We start from the raw sequence: 19,978 nt of genomic DNA on the forward strand, positions 1-19,978 counted from the left end.
GATCTTTGCCGCGCTGGGCAGGGGGCCCGTCATCGCGTTCGAAAGCGTCCGTGTCCAGCCCCCGGATCAAGGACTGGGGGCGCGGGCCCGGCGTCAGCCCCGAGCCCCGCGAGCCCCACTCACGGGTGACAATGGGCCGGTGACCAGCCCCGACACTCCTTCGATCGCCGCGCTGCGCCCCCGGCTGCCGTCGCCGGTGCAGGAGGTCGTGGACTGCCGGTTCGAGCGCCGGGGCGTGCGGTTGCTGCTGAAGCGAGACGATCTCATCCACCCGGAGCTGATCGGCAACAAGTGGCGCAAGCTGGCTCCGAATCTGACCGCGGCGGCCGGCCGTACGGTCATCACCTTCGGCGGCGCCTGGTCCAACCACCTGCGCGCGACGGCCGCGGCCGGGCGGCTGCTCGGCATCCCCACCGTAGGCGTCGTCCGCGGCGACGAGCTGGCCGGCCGGCCCCTCAACCCCTCGCTGGCCCGCTGCACGGCAGACGGCATGCGGCTGCACTTCGTCGACCGGGCGACCTACCGGGACAAGTCCGAGCCGCCGACCCTGGCCGGGATCCTGCGCGCGGCGGACGCCGAGGAGGCATACGTCGTCCCCGAGGGCGGCAGCAACACCGAGGCCGTCCGCGGCTGCCGGGCGCTCGGCACCGAACTGCGCGGCCGGGCCGAGGCCGTCGCCGTGGCCTGCGGCACCGGCGGCACGCTCGCGGGGCTGGCGGCCGGTCTCGCTACCGGCCAGCGGGCCCTGGGCGTGCCGGTGCTCAAGGGCGGCTTCCTGGCCACCGAGACGGAGACCCTGCAACGTGCGGCTTTCGGTGGCCGGCGCGGCACCTGGAGCCTGGACGAGCGCTTCCATTGCGGCGGCTACGCGCGCGTGCCCGCCGAGCTCGAGGCCTTCGCGGCGGACTTCGAGCAACGGCACGGCCTGCCCGTCGAACGCCTGTATGTCGCCAAGCTGCTGTACGGGCTCGTCATTCTGGCCGGAGAAGGCGCGTTCCCGCGCGGGACGGCGGTGGCGGCGGTGATCACCGGGCGGCCTTTCCCCTGAATGCTCGGCCCGTCATCTGAAGGCTCGGCCCGTCATCGCATGGCCCGTCATCGCATGGCCCGGGCATGGCCCGTCATCGCCACGAGGTCATCGGCCCGTCGCCGTCGGGCAGGCACCACCCGCCAAGGCACCACCCGCCCTCACGCGGCCTCCCGGAAGGCCGCCGCCTCCTCCAGGTCCAGCCTGCGCAGCAGGGTCCGCAGCATCTCGTCGTCGATGTAGCGGCCGTCCCGGAGCCTGACGAACACCTCGCGCTCGGCGCTGATCATCTCCCGCGACAACCGCCGGTAGGTGTCGTCGACGGACTCGCCGGTGACGGGGTTGGCCTGCCCGAGCCGCTCCCAGACGGCGTTGCGGCGGCGCTCCAGGACGATGCGGAGCCGATCGGCGAGCGGGGCGGGCAGGGCGTTGCGCTCGTCGGCGAGGAGCTCGTCCAGGCGCCGCTCGGCGGCCCGGGAGGCCTGCGCCTGGGCGTTGGCCTCGGCGAGCGTCGCGGTCTGCGCGTCCCGCCCGGGGAATTTCAGCAGCCGGATCAGCGGGGGCAGGGTCAAGCCCTGCACGACCAGGGTCCCGATGACCGTCGTGAAGGTCAGGAAGAGGATGAGGTTCCGCTGCGGGAAGGGCTCCTCGCCATCGTGCATGGTGAGCGGGATCGAGAAGGCGATGGCCAGGGAGACCACGCCCCGCATCCCGGCCCAGGCGATGACGAACGGCCCCTTCCAGGTCGGGTTCTGCTCCCGTTCCCGCACCCGGGCCGACAGCAGCCGGGGCAGGAAGGTGGCCGGGTAGACCCACACGAACCGGGTCGCGACGACGACCAGGAAGACGGCGACCGCGTACCAGGCGGCGTCGATGCCCTCGTACTCCCCGAGGCCCCTGAGGACCACCGGCAGCTGGAGCCCGATCAGCGCGAACACCGCCGACTCCAGGACGAAGGCGACCATCTTCCAGACCGCCTCCTCCTGGAGGCGGGTCGCGAAGTCGACCTCCCACGCGCGGTGTCCCAGGTAGAGCGCGACGACCACGACCGCGAGGACACCGGAGGCGTGCACCTGCTCGGCGACCGCGTACGCGACGAACGGGATCAGCAGGGAGAGCGTGTTCTGCAGCAGCGCCTCCTTCACGTGCGTGCGCAGCCAGTGGAGCGGGGCCATCAGCAGCAGTCCCACCACGACGCCGCCGACCGCCGCGAGCAGGAACTCGCCGATGCCCCCGGCCCAGGTCGCGCCCTCGCCGACGGCGGCGGCCAGGGCGACCCGGTAGGCGGTGATCGCGGTCGCGTCGTTCAGCAGGGACTCGCCCTGGAGGATCGTGGTGATCCGCGACGGCAGCCCGACGCGGCGGGCCACCGCCGTCGCCGCGACCGCGTCCGGCGGTGCCACCACCGCACCGAAGACCAGGGCCGCGGTCAGCGGCATGTCCGGCACGATCACGTACAGGGCCCAGCCGACCACGAAGGTCGCGAACAGCACGTACCCGACCGACAGCATCGCGACCGGCCGCAGCTGCGCGCGCAGGTCGAGGTAGGAGCTGTCGGTGGCCGCCGTGTGCAGCAGCGGGGGCAGGATGAGCGGCAGGACGACGTGCGGGTCGAGCGTGTAGTCGGGCACCCCCGGGACGTAGCTGACCGCCAGCGCCACGGCTACCAGCAGCAGGGGCGCCGGCACCGGGGTACGCCGCGCGGCCGCGGCGATCGCGGCGCTGCCCGCCACGAGCAGCAGCAGTGGCATCACGTCCATCGTTCTCGCCCGCCCTCGTTTTTCGACGCGGTCTTCCGCCCGACCGTCGTAACCTGGCAATCATGAAACAGTGCACGCACGCCGACGCGCTGCCGCACCCCGAACCCGGCCCGCTCAGCGAGACGTGTCCGGAGTGCTTGGCGGAGGGCATGGATCCGGTGCAGCTACGGCTGTGCCTGAGCTGCGGTCACGTCGGCTGCTGCGACTCCTCGCCGGGACGGCACGCGGCGGAGCATCATAAGGAGTCCGGTCATCCCGTGATGCGGACCCACGAGCCCGGGGAGACCTGGCGGTGGTGCTTCGTCGACCATGTCCTGGTGTGACGCGACAGCACCCCGGCTGCGGACGGTTCGACCGTCTGACGTCTGGGTACGTCAACCCGGCGCGCGCTCTTCCCATTTGGGCCCGCCCAACCCCTAGACACGGAGCGTATCCACAGGTTTACTGTGAGTGACGACAAGGGGTTGGGGTCCCGGGGACAGGACCGTCGAGAGCGCGATAGCGTCACCGCTGAACCACGTATCGCGTTATCCCGAGGGGCGACTCTCGGCCCTGAAACGCTTGTACCACCATGGAGGTGAGGGTGTCCCAGATCGCAGGCGAGCCCGCGACCCAGGACTTCGTGGAAGTCCGGCTGCCGGCCGCGGGTGCCTACCTGTCGGTGCTGCGTACGGCCACGGCCGGTCTCGCGGCCCGTTTGGACTTCACCCTCGACGAGATCGAGGACCTGCGCATCGCGGTGGACGAGGCCTGCGCGATCCTGCTTCAGCAGGCCGTGCCCGGCTCGGTGCTCAGTTGCGTCTTCCGCCTCGTCGACGACTCACTCGAGGTCACTGTCTCGGCGCCGACCACGGACGGCCATGCTCCCTCACGGGACACCTTCGCCTGGACGGTCCTGTCCGCCCTCGCGGGCAAGGTCTCCTCTGCCGTGGACAAGGACAAAACCGTTTCGATCAGCCTCTACAAACAGCGCGGCGCGGGACCCGGGCCGGCGTGAGGAGCGAGGACGGGCCGGTGCGGGACGAAGAGCGCGGCACACGAGAGCTGCCGACCGAGGGCACGGGCACGAGGAGTGCCCGGCGCATGGCGGACGGCATCGACGGCATCCCCGAGCAGGCCCGACCGCATCCCGAGGACGACTCCGTGGAGGCCGTCCTCCCGGGCTCCGGGCGGCCGGACCGGGACGGTGCCGTGCGGAGCGCGTCTCCGGGCGGGGGGATCGCCGCATCCCCGGCCGCCCAGGGGGGTCCTCCCACCCGAGCGAAGTCGAGGGTGGCGGAGGAGGCGAGCGCTCGGGGAAGGGCGACGGGCGGGACGATGAGCGAGCACGAGCGGAACTCCGAGGATCAGGCGCCGCGCGCACATCACGCGCAAGGTGGGCATCACGGCTCTCCGGACCGCAGCGGTGCCCGCGAGATGTTCCTCAAACTGCGCACGCTGGACAGCGGCAGCCCCGAGTACGCGGAGCTGCGCAATCAGCTGGTCCGCATGCATCTGCCACTCGTGGAGCATCTCGCGCGCCGCTTCCGCAACCGCGGCGAGCCGCTGGACGACCTCACCCAGGTCGCCACGATCGGCCTGATCAAGTCGGTCGACCGATTCGACCCGGACCGCGGCGTGGAGTTCTCCACGTACGCGACCCCCACGGTCGTGGGTGAGATCAAGCGGCACTTCCGCGACAAGGGCTGGGCGGTGCGCGTCCCGCGCCGGCTGCAGGAGCTGCGCCTGGCGCTGACCACGGCCACGGCCGAGCTCTCACAGCTGCACGGCCGCTCACCCACGGTCCACGAGCTCGCCGAGAAGCTGGCGATCTCGGAGGAGGAGGTCCTGGAAGGCCTGGAGTCCGCCAACGCGTACTCGACGCTGTCCCTGGACGTCCCCGACACCGACGACGAGTCCCCGGCGGTCGCCGACACCCTCGGCGCGGAGGACGAGGCGCTGGAGGGCGTGGAGTACCGGGAGTCGCTCAAACCGCTGCTGGAGGATCTCCCGCCGCGTGAGAAGCGGATCCTGCTGCTGCGCTTCTTCGGCAACATGACCCAGTCGCAGATCGCGCAGGAGGTCGGCATCTCCCAGATGCACGTCTCCAGGCTGCTGGCGCGCACGCTCGCGCAGCTGCGGGAGAAGCTCCTCGTCGAGGAGTGAGTGCTACTTCTCCACGTTGCCGGGGTTGCCGGGCCCGCGGATGCCGAGGGCCCGGGTCGTCTCCGGATTCACCAGCAGCACGAGCGAGGCGACGGCCACGACCGCGAGGGCGATCCCGGCCGGGATGGCCATGCTGTCGGCTTGCAGCAGGTTGTAGGCCACCGGCAGCGCCATGAGCTGGGTGATGACGGCCGGGCCGCGGCTCCAGCTGCGGCAGCCGAGCAGCCCGCGGGCGGCGATCAGCGGCAGCAGTGCGAGCACGGCCAGCGTGATGCCTCCGGTCACGGCCTGCTGCCGGTCGTCCGGATGCCCGGTGAGGCCGAGAACGAGGATCCAGACGCCGCCGACGACCAGCGCGAGCCCTTCCAGCGCGGCCAGCAGCGCCGCGTACGTCAGACGCCGGGGGCGGGGGCCGGCGGTTTCGCCGGTGGTGGGGGTCTGCTCACTGCTCACCCCTGAAGAGTAGCCTCCGCCGTACGCGCCCCCGTGGCACGGTTCGCCCCCGTCCTCTTACCTGATCCCTACCTCGGTATGGGCCAGGTACCACCCAGTAGGTACGCTGCCAGTCATGCGTGCACTTCTCGTGGTCAATCCGGCGGCAACCACCACAAGTGCGCGCACGCGCGATGTGCTGATCCACGCGCTCGCCAGTGAGATGAAGCTGGAAGCGGTCACCACCGAGTACCGCGGCCATGCGCGCGACCTGGGCCGGCACGCGGCCCACAGTGACGACATCGACCTGGTGGTGGCCCTCGGCGGCGACGGCACGGTCAACGAAGTGGTCAACGGACTGTTGCACGCCGGCCCCGCCCCCGAGCGTCTGCCCGGTCTCGCCGTCGTCCCGGGTGGCTCCACCAACGTCTTCGCCCGCGCCTTGGGCCTTCCCAACGACGCCGTGGAAGCCACCGGCGCTCTGCTGGACGCCCTGCGCGACGGCAGCGAGCGAACCGTCGGCCTGGGCCTGACCTCGGGCACGCCGGGCACGGAGGACGAGGCGGTGCCGTCCCGCTGGTTCACCTTCAACGCGGGGCTCGGCTTCGACGCCGGTGTGGTGGGCCGCGTGGAGCAGCATCGCGAGCGCGGCCGGAAATCCACACACGCTCTCTACGTGCGCCAGGTGATGCGTCAGCTCCTGGGCGAGCCGAACCGCCGCCACGGGACGATCACGCTGGAGCGGGCCGGCGAGGACCCGATCACCGATCTGGTGCTGTCCATAGTCTCGAACACCTCGCCCTGGACGTTTCTGGGCAATCGCCCGATCTACGCGGCACCTAAAGCCTCGTTCGATACCGGGCTCGATCTCTTCGGTCTCAGCCGCCTGTCGACCGCGGCGGTTGCCCGGTATGGCACCCAGTTGCTCACTTCGTCCCCCGAGCGTGGACCCCATGGCAAACACGCCACCTCGCTGCACGACTTGACCGAGTTCACCTTGCATTCGAAGGTCCCGCTCCCCCTCCAGATGGACGGCGACCACCTGGGGCTGCGAACAAGCGTGACGTTCACAGGCGTACGCCGTGCACTGCGTGTGATTGTGTGAGCAGAACTGGCTAAAGTCCTTTCACTCGAACGTTTAGGCCAGGATCCACCCCATGGAAGTACGGCTGTGACCTAGTCGACACCGAAGAATCAAAAAAAACTTTCCAGAAGGGGTTGTATCCGCCGCTGAGGTTTGCGAGTCTCTACGTGGCGATCGAGACGGCCCGCAACACCGGCCTCCACTGATCACCAGAACCCCTCTTCAACTCACAGGACCTTCGCCGGGGAACCTGGCAGTCGGCCCTTCACTTGTTGAGGGATTCGTGAAAGCGTTCACATTCACAAGCAACCGCATGTCTTACCAAGGAGAGGTAGCAGCCATGGACTGGCGTCACAACGCCGTTTGCCGCGAGGAAGACCCCGAGCTCTTCTTCCCCATCGGCAACACCGGTCCTGCGCTGCTGCAGATCGAGGAAGCCAAGGCCGTCTGCCGTCGCTGCCCGGTTATGGAGCAGTGCCTGCAGTGGGCGCTCGAGTCCGGCCAGGACTCCGGCGTCTGGGGTGGTCTCAGCGAGGACGAGCGTCGCGCCATGAAGCGCCGCGCCGCCCGCAACCGGGCTCGTCAGGCCTCCGCCTGACAACCCACCCCTGCTGACAGCCTGAGCTTGGCGGCGCGTGTGCCTTACGGCATTACTTCGTAGACAGCGAGTACGCATCTCCCGCCCCCGAGCCGCAGCGCGCAGTTCCCCCGATGCGCTTAGTTAAGCAGCAACGAGCTTTAGCCCCGGGCCACTTGATGGCCCGGGGCTCAATGCTTTTAACGGGCCCCTGTGCGGGGATTCCGGATTCCGTCACTTCTGCGACGGCACCGGGATGTCGAGGATCACACGGGTGCCGCGCTCCGGGGCCGGGACCATGTCGAAGGTGCCGCCCAACTCGCCCTCCACCAGGGTCCGCACGATCTGCAGGCCGAGGTTGCCGGCGGTGTGCGGATCGAACCCTTCCGGCAGACCGACCCCGTTGTCCTGGACCGTGACCAGCAGCCGGGCCTCCTTGGCCGTGCCGCCGCGTACCGCCGAGACCTCGACCGTGCCGGTGTCGCCCTCACGGAAGCCGTGCTCCAGCGCGTTCTGCAGCACCTCGGTCAGCACCATGGACAGCGGAGTGGCCACCTCCGCGTCGAGAATGCCGAAGCGGCCGGTGCGCCGGCCCGCGACCTTGCCCGGAGAGATCTCCGCGACCATGGCCAGCACACGGTCGGCGATGTCGTCGAACTCCACCCGCTCGTCCAGGTTCTGGGAGAGCGTCTCGTGCACGATCGCAATCGATCCGACGCGCCGAACCGCCTCTTCGAGGGCCTCGCGCCCACGGTCGGATTCGATGCGCCTGGCCTGGAGCCGGAGCAGCGCCGCCACCGTCTGGAGGTTGTTCTTGACGCGGTGGTGGATCTCCCGGATCGTCGCGTCCTTGGTGATCAACTCGCGCTCGCGCCGACGCAGTTCGGTGACGTCGCGGAGCAGCACCAGGGAACCGATGCGGGTGCCCTTCGGCTTGAGCGGGATCGCGCGGAACTGGATGACCCCGTCGCTGGCCTCGATCTCGAACTCGCGCGGCGCCCAGCCGCTGGCGACCTTGGCGAGCGCCTCGTCCACCGGGCCCCGGGTCGGGGCGAGTTCGGCGGTGGTCTTGCCCAGGTGCTGGCCGACGAGGTCGGAGGCGAGGCCGAGCCGGTGATAGGCGGACAGGGCGTTCGGCGAGGCGTACTGGACGACGGCGTCGGCGTCGAGCCGGATCAGGCCGTCGCCCACCCGGGGTGAGGCGTCCATGTCGAGCTGCTGGTTCGCGAACGGGAAGGACCCGGCGGCGATCATCTGCGCCAGGTCGGAGGCGCTCTGCAGATAGGTGAGCTCCAGGCGGCTCGGGGTCCGCACGGTGAGGAGGTTGGTGTTGCGGGCGATGACTCCGAGGACGCGCCCTTCCCGCCGTACGGGGATCGACTCGACCCGGACGGGAACCTCCTCGCGCCACTCGGGGTCTCCCTCGCGCACGATGCGTCCCTCGTCGAGGGCGGCGTCCAGCATCGGCCGCCGGCCGCGCGGCACGAGGTGGCCCACCATGTCGTCCTGGTACGAGGTCGGGCCGGTGTTGGGCCGCATCTGGGCGACCGAGACGTACCGGGTGCCGTCGCTGGTGGGGACCCACAGGACCAGGTCGGCGAAGGAGAGGTCGGAGAGCAGCTGCCACTCCGAGACCAGCAGGTGCAGCCACTCGAGGTCGGTGTCGTCGAGTGCGGTGTGCTGGCGTACGAGTTCGTTCATGGAGGGCACGTCTGCGAGCGTACCCGGGGGTTCGTACGGCCCTGAAACACCCGCGGGCCGCGGCGCCTGAGAGGGACCCTCAACCCTCCCGGCACCGCAGCCCGGAGCAACATCGGCCGTGGGGTGTGCGGTCCCGGTCGGCCGAAGGATGAGGAGCCGGGGCAGTCAGGGCAGAGAGCCTCGGTTCCTCGGTCCGTCCTCCTGTGCGGGGAAGACGGAGGCTGGTGCGTGTTGCACACACGCTCTCGTCACGCATTGTGGACTAGACCACTTACGGGTGTCCATGCGTGGGAGGCTGTTCGTTGTTGTCATTTCCGCGACACGTCGGACGCACCGGCGTCCAGCAGGCAGCCTAACCCGTGTGGGTTCCTGTGCGGGGCCAGATGGAGAGGGCAATTTCCGCGACCGCCTCCAGTTCCTCCCGGCTCGCCCCGTCGCGTGCTTGTTGTGACATGCCCTGGATCATCGCTCCGGTGTGACGGGCCAGGGCGGCGGCGTCGGTCGCCGGCGGCAGCACGCCGGTGGCGATGTCGGCCCTGATGCGGCTCTCGAACGCGGCGATATCGGCGTTGCGCCGGTCTCGCAGCGACTGCTCCACCTCATGGTTCGAGCAGTTCGCCGCCGCGTGGACGACGAGGCAGCCGTGCGGGTGGCCGGGCTCGGTGTAGGCGGTTGCGGCCTCGCGCAGGGTGCGCTCGACGGCTGCCCTCGCGGTGGGCTCCTCGGCGAGGGCGCGGCCGGTGAAGGACCCGTATCTCGCGCCGTACACGTGCACGACCTCGTCGAAGAGGGACCGCTTGTCACCGAAGGCGGCGTAGAGGCTGGGGGCGCCGATGTCCATGACGCGGGTGAGATCGGAGACGGACGTGGCCTCGTAACCGTGCTCCCAGAAGGCCAGGAGGGCCTTCTCCAGCGCGGTCTCGCGGTCGAAGGAGCGGGGACGGCCACGGGGCCTGGCCTTGGCCTTGCCGCCCCCGGCGACTCTCGCGCTCGCGGCTTCAGGCCCCTTCGAGGCCTTGGTGGTTCCGTCGTCGTTCACCATGGAGTGCATTTTATAGCGGGCACTAGAGATATGTCCGCGGGCTGCTGTACGGTCATTTCTGTAGCGACCGCTAGCTAAAAGAGAAGGGGGCGCCGCCATGAGCGTGCTCACAGGCAGGACCGCACAGTTCCTTCCGGGACGGGGCGGCTGCGGCCACCCCGTGCCACTGGGAAGCCGCGGCGCTCACCCTGGGAGGGACGGAACCGCTCTGTTAGATTGGTCTAAACCACCACACGACCCCCTCCCGGGTCCAGTCCCAGTTGAGCACTCCTCTCAGATCGGCAGGCCCAACGTGGAAGTTGTCATCGTTCCGGACGCCAAGGCGGGCGGCGAGCTCATTGCCGAGGCCATGGCCAAGCTGCTCCGGCGCAAGCCGGACGCCCTGCTCGGCGTGGCCACCGGCTCGACGCCGCTTCCCGTGTACGAGGCGCTGGCGGCGAAGGTGCGCGCCGGTGCCGTGGACGTCGGGCGGGCCCGGGTCGCGCAGCTCGACGAGTATGTGGGGCTGCCCGCCGAACATCCGGAGTCCTACCGCTCGGTGCTGCGCCGTGAGGTGCTGGAGCCGCTCGGGATGGAGATGGACCAGTTCACGGGCCCGGACGGCACGGCGCAGGACGTGCAGGCGGCGTGCGAGGCCTACGACAAGGCGCTGTCGGACGGAGGGGGTGTGGACCTCCAGCTGCTCGGGATCGGGACGGACGGGCACATAGGCTTCAACGAGCCGTGCTCGTCGCTGGCCTCGCGGACGCGGATCAAGACCCTGACCGAGCAGACCCGGATCGACAACGCCCGCTTCTTCGACGGCGACATCGACCAGGTGCCGCACCACGTGATCACGCAGGGCATCGGCACCATCCTGGAGGCCCGGCATCTGGTGCTGCTCGCCACCGGCGAGGGCAAGGCGGACGCCGTCGCCGCGACGGTGGAGGGGCCGATCGCCGCGGTGTGCCCCGCGTCCGCGCTCCAGCTCCACCCGCACGCGACCGTCGTCGTGGACGAGGCCGCCGCGTCGAAGCTGAAGCTGGCGGACTACTTCCGGCACACGTACCTCAACAAGCCGGAGTGGCAGGGGATCTGAGGGCTCCGCCAGGACCGCTGTCAGAGCGGCCATGAGGGTGGGTGTCGCTGCTGCCGCGTCAGCCGGGGACCGCGTCAGTGATGGTGGCCGTTGCGGCCGAGGGTCGTCACGGGGGTCGCGCCGGGGCGGGTCCACTGCGGTACGGGGCGGCTGGTCGGGCCCCAGGTGGCGTTGCCGTCGGCGTCCGAGCGCCAGGACCAGCACGGCTCGCGCCCGTCGGGCCGGTCCGCGGGGTTGTCCTCCCAGGCCTCGCCTCGGCCGTGGGGCGTCATGTCGAGCAGGCCGAGGGAGCCGTTGACCCGCTCGTTGCCGCGGCCCGTCGTGCGGTAGGTGAGGAACGTGCGGTCGCCGTCGCGCAGGAAGCTGGTGAGGTAGCCCATCTCGCCGCCGACCGGCGCGGCCACGTCCCGGACCGAGTACCAGGGCTGGGTGTAGCCCATGAACGCGACGTAGGCGGCCACCTCGTCCCATCGGCCCGTGGTCAGTACGGCGAAGGAGACGCCGCGGGCGTTGAGGTAGGCGGCGTCCTTCAGGTGCCAGGCCGTGGTGGTACAGCCTTCGCACTGGCCCTGGTGCGGTGCGCCGTCGTACCACATGTGCTGGTAGACGACGAGCTCGTCGCGGCCCTGGAAGAGGTCCAGGAACGGGACCGGTCCGTCGGGTCCCACGACCTCGACCCCGCCGTCGAACTCCACCATCGGCAGCCGCCGGCGGGCCGCGGCGATGGCGTCGCCCTCGCGGGTGTGCGCCTTCTCGCGGACCAGCAGCTCGTCACGGGCGCGCTGCCAAGTGGCCAGGTCCACCACGGGCGGGCGGCCGGGGAGGGTGGCCGTCGGGTCGTCCGGTGGGGTCGTCATGGTGTCCTCCGTGGAGTCTCGTGCCGGGCGGCGGCGTCCGGCGGCGCCGCGACGGCGGTCACCAGAAGAGACTCGGCCTCCGGCCGGAACTCATCGCCGGGCAGTTCCCCGAACCGGCTCACCCGAGGACCCCCAGCTCATCGGGCCCCCAGCTCACAGCCCCCCCCCCAGCTCACGGACTAACCCAGCCCACCGAGCGACCCGGCTCCCCCGCCCCAGCCCACCCTCATGCCCTCACGCCCTCATGCCCTCATGCCCTCATGCCCTCATGCCCTCACGTCCCCAACACCCCGGTGATCACCTCCGCCGCGGCTCGGCCGCAGACTCGGGCCGCGCCGTGGGTGGCGATGTGCAGGGCGCCGCGTGGGGTGGCCTGGGGGACGCCCATCTCGACGACGATCGTGTCGGGGCGCACCGCCAGCAGGGCGTCGAGGGCCGCGGCCATCCAGGGGTGGCGGTGTTCGTCGCGGACGACGGCGACGATGCGGCGGGGCCCTGCGGCCTGGAGGGCGGCCCTGCCCGCGCCCTGTCCGGCCTCGTCGTCCGGGTCGTCCCCGGCGGAGAAGCTGCCCGTGACCGTGCCCGGCAGGAGGTGGATGAGCTCGGCGGCGACGCCCCACGGTGTCTCGTCGCCGACGGCGATGTTGGCGACGGGCGTGAGGGCGGCGACGTAAGGAGGTTCGGTGAGGGGTTCGAAGGTGCCGGGGCTGCCGAGGCCCGGCCCGGTCGTCACGGTGAGGGCGCGGCGGGCGGCGTGCAGGCCGATCTCCGTGCCGTGGGTGGTCTCGGCCGGGACGCCCGCCGCGCCGGCCCAGCGGGCCAGGGTCCGGACCCGGTCGGCGGCCTCGGCGAGGCGTTCCTCGGGGAGCTCGCCCGCCCGCACGGCAGCGACCAGGGCGTCCCGCAGGCGCAGGACGGTGGCGTCGTCGGCGAGGCCGCCGCCCACGCAGATGGCGTCGGCGCCCGCGGCGATGGCGAGGACGCTGCCGCGTTCGATGCCGTAGGTGCCGGAGATGGCGCGCATCTCCATGCCGTCGGTGACGATGAGGCCGTCGTAGCCGAGTTCGTCGCGGAGCAGGCCGGTGAGGATGCGGCGGGAGAGGGTGGCCGGGCGCTCGGGGTCGAGGGCGGGGACCAGGATGTGGGCGCTCATGACGGCCCGGGTGCCGGCGGCGATGGCGGCGCGGAAGGGGGCCAGTTCGCGTTCGGCCAGCACCTCGGCGGAGACGTCGATGCGGGGCAGGGCGTGGTGGGAGTCCACGGCCGTGTCGCCGTGGCCCGGGAAGTGCTTGGTGCAGGCGGCGACCCCGGCGGACTGCAGACCGGTGACGTAGGCGGCGGTGTGCCGGGCGGCCAGTTCGGTGTCGGCGCCGAAGGAGCGGACGCCGATGACCGGGTTGCGCGGGTCGGAGTTGACGTCGGCGGAGGGGGCCCAGTTGAGGTTGACGCCGCAGGAGGCGAGGCGGCGGCCGAGTTCGTGGGCGACCTGGTGGGTCAGCTCCACGTCGTCGACCGCGCCGAGCGCGTGGTTGCCCGGGAAGGAGGAGCCGCTGCGCACCTCCAGGCGGGTCACGTCGCCGCCCTCCTCGTCGATGGCGACGAGGACGTCGTCGCGCTCGGCCCGCAGCTGGGCGGTCAGCGCGGCCAGTTGGGCGGGGGAGGCGATGTTGCGGCCGAACAGTCCGACGGAGGCGAGGCCCTCACCGAGCCGGCGCAGCAGCCAGTCGGGGGCGGTGGTGCCGGTGAAGCCGGGCTGGAGGACGGTCAGGGCGTCGCGGGTGAGCGTGTCGGTGCCGCTGGCGAGTGTCGTCATCGGGTGAGGTCATCCCTTCACTGCGCCGGCGGTCAGGCCCGCGGCCATCTTGCGCTGGACGAGGAGGAAGAGGGCGACGATCGGCACGGCCATCATCGTGGCGCCGGCCATCATCGGGGCGTATTCGGTGCCGTGTTTGGTGGTGAAGTTGCCGAGCCAGACGGTCGCGGTCTGGTTCTTCTGGCTGAGCAGCATCAGGGCGTAGAGGTATTCGTTCCAGGCCTGGATGAAGCCGTAGACCGAGGTGGCGACCATGCCGGGGGCCAGGAGGGGGAAGACGACCCGGAGGAAGGCGCCGGTGCGGGAGCAGCCGTCGACCATGGCCGCCTCCTCCAGTTCCTTCGGGATGTTGACGATGAAGCCCCGCAGCGTCCAGACCGTGAACGGGAGGATGAAGGTCAGGTAGGTGATGATGAGGCCGGTCAGCCGGTCGTACTGGCCCAGGTCGTTGAGGAGCAGGAACACCGGGATGATCATGGCGACAAGCGGCACCATCTGGACGGCGAGGATGCCCACGATGACGATTTTGCGCCCGCGGAAGGCGAACCGGGAGATGGCGAGCGCGGCCAGCAGCCCGACGACCATGCCGATGACGACCACGGCCAGCGACACCACCAGGCTGCGGCCCACCGGGCCCCAGAAGTCGGCGATGTCCAGCGCCCGGCCGAAGTTGTCGAAGGTGAGGCCGGTCGGCAGCAGGCTCGGGTCGGAGTCGATGGCGTCCTTGGCGGGCTTGAACGCGGTGTTGAGCATCCAGTAGAGCGGGAATCCGGCGACGACGAAGACGAGGAGACCGACGAGGTTCCAACCGAGCCGAGACTTCCGGCGGCCGGTTCCGGCGAGTGTGCTCATTCGACCTCTCCGATCTTCAGCATCTGCCGCATGTAGACGGCGACCACGCCGAGCAGCAGCAGGACGGTGATCAGCGCGATGGCCGAGCCCTGGGCGTAGTCGTTGACCACGAACGCCCGGTCGTAGGAGTAGGTGTTGAGGACCTGGAACTCCGGCTCGGGGTGGCCGTTGCGCATGACGAACACCTGGGGGAAGACGCCCATGTCCCAGATGACCGACAGGGTCGTGAGCATCACGATGATCGGTTTGAGGACGGGCAGGGTGACATAGCGGAAGACGCCCCAGGAGCCGGCGCCGTCCAGGCGGGCGGCCTCCTCCAGTTCCTTGGGGACCTGGGTGAGACCGGCGCTGAGGGTGATCACCACGAAGGGGACGGCTCCCCAGATCACCAGCAGCATGATCACGGCGAGACCCTCGGGGCCGCTCGCGAACCAGTTGTGGCCGATCATCTCGACGCCGGGCAGTTTGCTGAGCAGTGCGTTGAAGACGCCGTAGTCGGAGTCGAAGAGCCACTTGAAGACCGTGGTGGCGACGATCACCGGCATCCCCCAGCTGGCCACCAGCACGATGTTGATGAGCATCTTCAGCCAGCCGGAGACCCGCTGGAGCAGCAGGGCGAGGGCCATGCCGATCACCATGGTGAAGACGACGGCGCCCGTGGCGAAGACGACGGTGCGCAGGACGACGGCCCAGAACTCGCCGTCGCCCAGCACCTTGGCGAAGTTGTCGAACCCGACCGTCTCGGCCGGTTGGAAGCCCCACAGCTGGGACTGGCCGAACTTCTGGAAGGACAGGGTGACCAGGCGGGCCAGCGGATAGCCCATGACCAGGGCGAGGATCAGCAGGCAGGGCGCGAGCAGCAACCAGGGGGCAAAGGCCCCGCCCGTCGTGCGCTGTCCGCGGGGCCGCCGGTCTCTCGGGGGCGGCGGTGGTGCCTGCCGCGGTGGCGGCACCTTGGCGGGGGTGGTGGTGTCTGCGGCACTCATCGCGCGCTCCTCGGCGGTCCCTCAGGTCTTGACGGCGGCGGGGCTCCACAGGTCAGGGAGCCCCGCGCGCGGGTCACTTGGTGTTGATGACCTTGTCGATGGCGGCGTCCGCGTCCTTGGCGGCGGCCTCGACGGACTTCTTGCCGGTGCCGATGCTCTGCAGCATGGTCTGCAGGATCTGCGCCTTCTCGACCTGGCCCCAGCCGGGGGCCATCGGGACGAACCAGTTGGACTCGGCCGCGGTGGCGGGGACCGCCGTCTTCGGGTCGTTCTTGAGCGTGGCGAGGTCGGTCTTGTTGTTGGGCAGGTTGCCCTTGGCCATCAGGCCCTTCTGCCCGGAGGAGCCGGTGAGGGCGTTGATCCACTCGGCGGCAAGGGCCTGGGCGTCGGACTTCACGGGCACGGCGAGGTCGGAGCCGCCCAGGAAGACGGGCATGTTCTTGCCGGACGGGCCGGGCATCACGAAGTTCTCGAGGTTGCCCTTGAGCTTGCCGGTCTTGTCGTTCTTGGGGTCCTCGGCGGTCGCGCCCTCCCAGGCGGCGGCGAAGATCATGGCGGACTTGCCCTGGCCGTAGACGATGTAGCGGTCGGACTCGTCCTTGGTCTTGTCGCCGTGCATGTACGAGTCGACGACGTTCTTGAACTCCTTGAGGCCCTTGAGGGACTCGGGCGAGGAGAGGGAGGCCTTCCACTGGCCGCCGGACTCGGTGGCGATGGCGCCGCCGGCGTCGTAGACGAAGCTCATGGCCGCGTACCAGTCGCGGGTGGGCTGGTACCAGGCGTTGTACTTGTCGCCCTGCTTCTTCTGGATCTTGTCCAGGGCGGCGGTGAGCTCCTGGTAGGTCTTGGGCGCCGACTTCACCCCGACGGAAGCCGCCACGTCCTTGCGCCAGTTGGCGACGCGGCCACCCGCGTAGTAGGGGACGCCGTAGGTCTTGTCCTCGTAGGTGACGGAGGCCTTGAGGCCGTCCAGCCAGGCATCGGAGTTGTCGAACTCGGCCTGGTCGAGGGGGGCGAAGGCGCCCTTGACCATGTAGCCGAGCATTTCGGTGTTGCCCATCTCGACGACGTCGGGGGCCTTGTCCGTGGCGAGGACGGCGTCGAGCTTGGCGTTCTTGTCGGGCCAGCCGTAGTACTCGTGGTTGATCTTGACGCCGGGGTGCTTCTTCTTCACCGCGGCGTCGGCGGCCTTGACCAGCTCCGGCCAGTTGTTCTGCGCGTCGACGGTGAGCCAGACGGTCAGCTCCTTGGCGTCCGCGCCCTTGTCGGAACCCCCGCCGCCCTCGCCGCCGCACGCCGCGATGGAGACCATCATGCCCGCGATACCGATCGCGGCTGTCAGCTTGCGCTTCACGCCACCCTCCTCAGGGATCCCACAACCCCCCTGGCTCCCCGCAGTGAACGTGGGGCCGGGCCTGGACCAATGGTGTAGACCAGTACGGGGAGCTTGGACCAGACCAGGGGGCCTGTCAAGGCTCGCGATACAGCTCTGACCAGCCGTTATGCGACCTACATATGCAGGAACCTTTAAGTAAGAAGGCAGCGAAAACCCCGGCGGGCACGGCATACTGCGGGTAGACCACAGCGATTGGTGGACTAGACCAAAAGAGGCGCCGACGGTATACAAGTGGGATCGTGTCGGCAGACCCAGCCGGGAAGGCGGAGCATGAGCACCGACGTCAGCAGTGCGGAGAACGAGAACGGGGTGCCCGTCCGTACCGCGCGCGTGCCCAAGTACTACCGCCTGAAGAAGCACCTGCTCGACATGACGGAGACCCAGGCGCCCGGCACGCCGGTCCCGCCCGAGCGCACCCTGGCCGCGGAGTTCGACACCTCTCGCACCACCGTGCGCCAGGCGCTGCAGGAACTGGTCGTCGAGGGCCGGCTGGAGCGCATCCAGGGCAAGGGCACGTTCGTCGCCAAGCCCAAGGTCTCGCAGGCACTGCAACTGACCTCGTACACCGAGGACATGCGCGCCCAGGGCCTGGAACCCACCTCACAGCTGCTGGACATCGGCTACATCACCGCCGACGACCGCCTGGCCGGGCTGCTCGACATCACGCCCGGCGGACGCGTGCTGCGCATCGAGCGGCTGCGCATGGCCAACGGCGAGCCGATGGCCATCGAGACCACGCACCTGAGCGCCAAGCGCTTCCCCGCGCTGCGGCGCTCGCTGGTGAAGTACACATCCCTGTACACGGCGCTGGCCGAGGTCTACGACGTCCATCTCGCGGAGGCCGAAGAGACCATCGAGACGTCCCTGGCCACCCCGCGCGAGGCCGGTCTGCTCGGCACGGACGTGGGGCTGCCGATGCTGATGCTCTCCCGGCACTCGCTGGACCGGGGCGGCCAGCCGGTGGAGTGGGTGCGGTCGGTCTACCGCGGGGACCGGTACAAGTTCGTGGCGCGACTGAAGCGGCCCGCCGACTAGCGGCGCCCGCGGCCCTTCCGTCACTGCTGAGGCCTGGTTTCGGTTGGGTACCGCATTGCGGACGAGGGGTTCCGCTATGGGCACGCCCTGACCTAGATTGCCTGCGCATTGCACAGGTGATCACCAAGGGGACGGAGCCGCCTGATGTCGCAACCCCCAGAAGCCAGTGGAGGGCCGGTGGTGACGCCCATGCGCGTCGTCATCGCCGTCTGCCTCATAGCGCCGTTCGTGGCCATGCTGTGGGTCGGCTCGTACGCGAAGACCGACCCGGCCTTCATCGGGATCCCGTTCTTCTACTGGTACCAGATGGCGTGGGTGCTCATCTCCACCGTCCTGACGATGATCGCCTACAAGCTGTGGCAGCGTGACCAGCGCGCCCGCTCGGCCTCGAAGGGCGGTGCGTCGCAGTGAAGGACGGCGTGAACGGCGTCGCGCTCGGCGTCTTCATCTTCTTCTTCCTGGCCGTGACGGTCATGGGCTTCCTGGCCGCGCGCTGGCGCAAGGCCGAGAACGAGCACAGCCTGGACGAATGGGGCCTGGGCGGCCGCTCGTTCGGCACCTGGGTCACCTGGTTCCTGCTCGGCGGCGACCTGTACACGGCGTACACGTTCGTCGCCGTGCCCGCGGCGATCTACGCGGCGGGCGCGGCCGGCTTCTTCGCCGTGCCGTACACGATCCTGGTCTACCCGCTGATCTTCACCTTCCTGCCCCGCCTGTGGTCGGTTTCGCACAAGCACGGCTACGTGACGACGTCCGACTTCGTGCGCGGCCGCTTCGGCTCGAAGGGCCTGTCGCTGGCGGTGGCCGTGACGGGCATCCTGGCGACGATGCCGTACATCGCGCTCCAGCTGGTCGGCATCCAGGCGGTGCTGGACGTGATGGGTGTCGGCGGCGGCGAGAACACCAACTGGTTCATCAAGGACCTGCCACTGCTGATCGCGTTCGGCGTGCTGGCCGCGTACACGTACTCCTCGGGCCTGCGGGCCCCGGCGCTCATCGCGTTCGTGAAGGACACGCTGATCTACATCGTCATCGCGGTGGCGATCATCTACATCCCGATCAAGCTGGGCGGCTTCGACGAGATCTTCGCCAAGGCCGGTGAGGCGTACAGCCAGACCAACCCGGCGACGGGCGCGCCGCGCGGTGCGCTGACACCGGCCGAGCCGGGCCAGTGGACGTACGCCACGCTGGCGTTGGGCTCCGCGCTGGCGCTGTTCATGTACCCGCACTCGATCACGGCGACGCTGTCCTCGAAGAGCCGTGAGGTGATCCGCCGCAACACCACGATCCTGCCGCTGTACTCGCTGATGCTGGGTCTGCTGGCGCTGCTCGGGTTCATGGCGATCGCGGCCGGTATCAAGGTGCAGAACGGGCAGCTGGCGATTCCGCAGCTGTTCGAGACGATGTTCCCGGACTGGTTCGCGGGCGTGGCGTTCGCGGCGATCGGCATCGGCGCGCTGGTGCCCGCGGCCATCATGTCCATCGCGGCCGCGAATCTCTTCACCCGCAACATCTACAAGGACTTCATCAAGCCCGACGCCACCCCGGCGCAGGAGACCAAGGTCTCCAAGCTGGTCTCCCTGCTGGTGAAGGTCGGCGCCCTGGCCTTCGTCCTCACCATGGACAAGACGGTCGCCATCAACTTCCAGCTGCTGGGCGGCATCTGGATCCTGCAGACCTTCCCGGCCCTGGTCGGCGGCCTGTTCACCCGCTGGTTCCACCGCTGGGCGCTGCTCGCGGGCTGGGCGGTGGGCATGGTCTACGGCACGGTCGCCGCGTACGGTGTCGCCTCCCCGACCCAGAAGCACTTCGGCGGCTCCGCGAAGGAGATCCCGGGCATCGGCGAGATCGGCTACATCGGCCTCACGGCGTTCGTCCTGAACGTGGTGGTGACGGTGGTCCTGACCTTCGTCCTGAAGGCCCTGAAGGCTCCCGACGGCGTCGACGAGACCAAGCCGGAGGACTACACGGCCGACGCGGGCGACCCGGGGGTCCAGGTGGATCTCCCGCCCGCGACCGCCGGCTCCGCGCACTGATTCCAGGGTTCCGACCCACCACGCACACCCCGCAGCGGGGGGCCGGGGCCCCCCCCCCCCCCCGCCCCCCGGCGGGCCCCGGGGCCCCCCCCCCCCCCCCCCCCCCCCCCAACAGGGGGGGGCCCCCCCCACCCCCCCCCCACGGGTTACCAAGGGC

19 protein-coding genes are annotated in these 19,978 nt (G+C 70.0%); 10 read left to right on the forward strand and 9 right to left on the reverse strand.

From position 1 onward, the window contains the following. Window positions 1–139: 139 nt before the first annotated feature. Window positions 140–1,048 (forward strand): pyridoxal-phosphate dependent enzyme, encoded by a 909-nt coding sequence (locus ACFZDE_RS28260; RefSeq protein WP_391204401.1) that lies wholly within the window; start codon window positions 140–142, stop codon window positions 1,046–1,048. Between the two features lie 140 nt (window positions 1,049–1,188). On the opposite strand, the gene ACFZDE_RS28265 is transcribed toward ACFZDE_RS28260, so the two are convergent. Continuing rightward, window positions 1,189–2,787 carry a Na+/H+ antiporter gene (locus tag ACFZDE_RS28265; protein ID WP_391204404.1) on the reverse strand — a complete coding sequence of 533 codons (1,599 nt, stop codon included), beginning with the start codon at window positions 2,785–2,787 and terminating at the stop codon, window positions 1,189–1,191. Between the two features lie 62 nt (window positions 2,788–2,849). Between ACFZDE_RS28265 and ACFZDE_RS28270 the strand changes: the two genes are divergently transcribed. From ACFZDE_RS28270 to ACFZDE_RS28280, 3 genes are all read left to right on the forward strand, one after another. After that, on the forward strand, window positions 2,850–3,110 hold the full coding sequence (locus tag ACFZDE_RS28270) for a UBP-type zinc finger domain-containing protein (protein ID WP_053672413.1): 261 nt from the start codon (window positions 2,850–2,852) through the stop codon (window positions 3,108–3,110). 260 nt (window positions 3,111–3,370) lie between these two features. Further along, window positions 3,371–3,784: a hypothetical protein gene (locus ACFZDE_RS28275; protein WP_003992877.1), complete on the forward strand. Its 414-nt coding sequence runs from the start codon at window positions 3,371–3,373 to the stop codon at window positions 3,782–3,784. 17 nt (window positions 3,785–3,801) lie between these two features. Then, window positions 3,802–4,932 carry a SigB/SigF/SigG family RNA polymerase sigma factor gene (locus ACFZDE_RS28280; RefSeq protein WP_391204407.1) on the forward strand — a complete coding sequence of 377 codons (1,131 nt, stop codon included), beginning with the start codon at window positions 3,802–3,804 and terminating at the stop codon, window positions 4,930–4,932. Window positions 4,933–4,935: 3 nt separating this feature from the next. Here the strand turns inward: ACFZDE_RS28280 and ACFZDE_RS28285 are convergent, their stop codons facing one another. Then, window positions 4,936–5,385 carry a hypothetical protein gene (locus ACFZDE_RS28285; protein ID WP_391204410.1) on the reverse strand — a complete coding sequence of 150 codons (450 nt, stop codon included), beginning with the start codon at window positions 5,383–5,385 and terminating at the stop codon, window positions 4,936–4,938. A gap of 115 nt (window positions 5,386–5,500) precedes the next feature. On the opposite strand from ACFZDE_RS28285, the gene ACFZDE_RS28290 reads away from it, so the two are divergent. Together ACFZDE_RS28290 and ACFZDE_RS28295 are read left to right on the forward strand one after the other, a co-directional pair. Continuing rightward, window positions 5,501–6,469: a diacylglycerol kinase family protein gene (locus tag ACFZDE_RS28290; protein WP_390993814.1), complete on the forward strand. Its 969-nt coding sequence runs from the start codon at window positions 5,501–5,503 to the stop codon at window positions 6,467–6,469. Window positions 6,470–6,788: 319 nt separating this feature from the next. Next, window positions 6,789–7,046, forward strand: a complete 258-nt coding sequence (locus ACFZDE_RS28295) for a WhiB family transcriptional regulator (RefSeq protein WP_016639615.1) — start codon at window positions 6,789–6,791, stop codon at window positions 7,044–7,046. Window positions 7,047–7,259: 213 nt separating this feature from the next. On the opposite strand, the gene ACFZDE_RS28300 is transcribed toward ACFZDE_RS28295, so the two are convergent. Both ACFZDE_RS28300 and ACFZDE_RS28305 read right to left on the reverse strand, forming a co-directional pair. Then, window positions 7,260–8,726 (reverse strand): histidine kinase N-terminal domain-containing protein, encoded by a 1,467-nt coding sequence (locus tag ACFZDE_RS28300; protein WP_390993958.1) that lies wholly within the window; start codon window positions 8,724–8,726, stop codon window positions 7,260–7,262. A 352-nt stretch (window positions 8,727–9,078) separates the two neighbouring features. Then, a complete protein-coding gene (locus ACFZDE_RS28305) occupies window positions 9,079–9,768 on the reverse strand; it encodes a TetR family transcriptional regulator (RefSeq protein WP_391204413.1) in 690 nt (229 codons plus the stop codon). A 292-nt stretch (window positions 9,769–10,060) separates the two neighbouring features. Here ACFZDE_RS28305 and nagB point away from each other — a divergent pair, with 292 nt between their 5' ends. Next, window positions 10,061–10,846, forward strand: coding sequence for a glucosamine-6-phosphate deaminase (gene nagB / locus ACFZDE_RS28310; protein WP_391204415.1), 786 nt, complete (start codon window positions 10,061–10,063; stop codon window positions 10,844–10,846). 74 nt (window positions 10,847–10,920) lie between these two features. Here the strand turns inward: nagB and ACFZDE_RS28315 are convergent, their stop codons facing one another. From ACFZDE_RS28315 to ACFZDE_RS28335, 5 genes are all read right to left on the reverse strand, one after another. Beyond that, complete coding sequence (locus ACFZDE_RS28315; RefSeq protein ID WP_390993811.1) at window positions 10,921–11,703, reverse strand: DUF899 family protein; 783 nt, start codon at window positions 11,701–11,703, stop codon at window positions 10,921–10,923. Window positions 11,704–11,977: 274 nt separating this feature from the next. Beyond that, window positions 11,978–13,516, reverse strand: a complete 1,539-nt coding sequence (locus ACFZDE_RS28320) for a glycoside hydrolase family 3 N-terminal domain-containing protein (RefSeq protein ID WP_391204418.1) — start codon at window positions 13,514–13,516, stop codon at window positions 11,978–11,980. Between the two features lie 9 nt (window positions 13,517–13,525). Further along, window positions 13,526–14,368 (reverse strand): ABC transporter permease subunit, encoded by an 843-nt coding sequence (locus ACFZDE_RS28325; RefSeq protein WP_391204421.1) that lies wholly within the window; start codon window positions 14,366–14,368, stop codon window positions 13,526–13,528. Beyond that, window positions 14,365–15,354, reverse strand: a complete 990-nt coding sequence (locus ACFZDE_RS28330; protein ID WP_390993808.1) for an ABC transporter permease subunit — start codon at window positions 15,352–15,354, stop codon at window positions 14,365–14,367. Before ACFZDE_RS28330 ends, ACFZDE_RS28325 begins: the two co-directional genes overlap by 4 nt. 73 nt (window positions 15,355–15,427) lie before the next feature. Continuing rightward, complete coding sequence (locus ACFZDE_RS28335) at window positions 15,428–16,708, reverse strand: extracellular solute-binding protein (protein WP_391204424.1); 1,281 nt, start codon at window positions 16,706–16,708, stop codon at window positions 15,428–15,430. 312 nt (window positions 16,709–17,020) lie between these two features. On the opposite strand from ACFZDE_RS28335, the gene ACFZDE_RS28340 reads away from it, so the two are divergent. The 3 genes from ACFZDE_RS28340 to mctP all read left to right on the forward strand — a co-directional run bounded on the left by ACFZDE_RS28340 (window position 17,021) and on the right by mctP (window position 19,821). Next, complete coding sequence (locus ACFZDE_RS28340; RefSeq protein ID WP_097220267.1) at window positions 17,021–17,785, forward strand: GntR family transcriptional regulator; 765 nt, start codon at window positions 17,021–17,023, stop codon at window positions 17,783–17,785. Window positions 17,786–17,929: 144 nt separating this feature from the next. After that, window positions 17,930–18,196, forward strand: a complete 267-nt coding sequence (locus ACFZDE_RS28345; RefSeq protein WP_390993806.1) for a DUF3311 domain-containing protein — start codon at window positions 17,930–17,932, stop codon at window positions 18,194–18,196. Next, entirely contained in the window at window positions 18,193–19,821 is a 1,629-nt protein-coding gene (gene mctP / locus ACFZDE_RS28350) for a monocarboxylate uptake permease MctP (protein WP_391204427.1), read from the forward strand. Before ACFZDE_RS28345 ends, mctP begins: the two co-directional genes overlap by 4 nt. Window positions 19,822–19,978 lie beyond the last annotated feature (157 nt).

The organism is Streptomyces sp. NPDC007929 (genome assembly GCF_042959065.1).
GTDB lineage: Bacteria > Actinomycetota > Actinomycetes > Streptomycetales > Streptomycetaceae > Streptomyces.

What these genes read in the sequence shown, in the direction of transcription:
- ACFZDE_RS28290 (WP_390993814.1), top strand. Translation starts at nt 5,501, where the DNA reads ATGCGTGCACTTCTCGTGGTCAATCCGGCGGCAACCACCACAAGTGCG.
- ACFZDE_RS28320 (WP_391204418.1), bottom strand. Translation starts at nt 13,516, where the DNA reads ATGACGACACTCGCCAGCGGCACCGACACGCTCACCCGCGACGCCCTG.
- ACFZDE_RS28315 (WP_390993811.1), bottom strand. Translation starts at nt 11,703, where the DNA reads ATGACGACCCCACCGGACGACCCGACGGCCACCCTCCCCGGCCGCCCG.
- ACFZDE_RS28345 (WP_390993806.1), top strand. Translation starts at nt 17,930, where the DNA reads ATGTCGCAACCCCCAGAAGCCAGTGGAGGGCCGGTGGTGACGCCCATG.
- ACFZDE_RS28300 (WP_390993958.1), bottom strand. Translation starts at nt 8,726, where the DNA reads ATGAACGAACTCGTACGCCAGCACACCGCACTCGACGACACCGACCTC.
- ACFZDE_RS28295 (WP_016639615.1), top strand. Translation starts at nt 6,789, where the DNA reads ATGGACTGGCGTCACAACGCCGTTTGCCGCGAGGAAGACCCCGAGCTC.
- ACFZDE_RS28265 (WP_391204404.1), bottom strand. Translation starts at nt 2,787, where the DNA reads ATGGACGTGATGCCACTGCTGCTGCTCGTGGCGGGCAGCGCCGCGATC.
- ACFZDE_RS28270 (WP_053672413.1), top strand. Translation starts at nt 2,850, where the DNA reads ATGAAACAGTGCACGCACGCCGACGCGCTGCCGCACCCCGAACCCGGC.
- ACFZDE_RS28325 (WP_391204421.1), bottom strand. Translation starts at nt 14,368, where the DNA reads ATGAGCACACTCGCCGGAACCGGCCGCCGGAAGTCTCGGCTCGGTTGG.
- ACFZDE_RS28330 (WP_390993808.1), bottom strand. Translation starts at nt 15,354, where the DNA reads ATGAGTGCCGCAGACACCACCACCCCCGCCAAGGTGCCGCCACCGCGG.
- ACFZDE_RS28305 (WP_391204413.1), bottom strand. Translation starts at nt 9,768, where the DNA reads ATGGTGAACGACGACGGAACCACCAAGGCCTCGAAGGGGCCTGAAGCC.
- ACFZDE_RS28340 (WP_097220267.1), top strand. Translation starts at nt 17,021, where the DNA reads ATGAGCACCGACGTCAGCAGTGCGGAGAACGAGAACGGGGTGCCCGTC.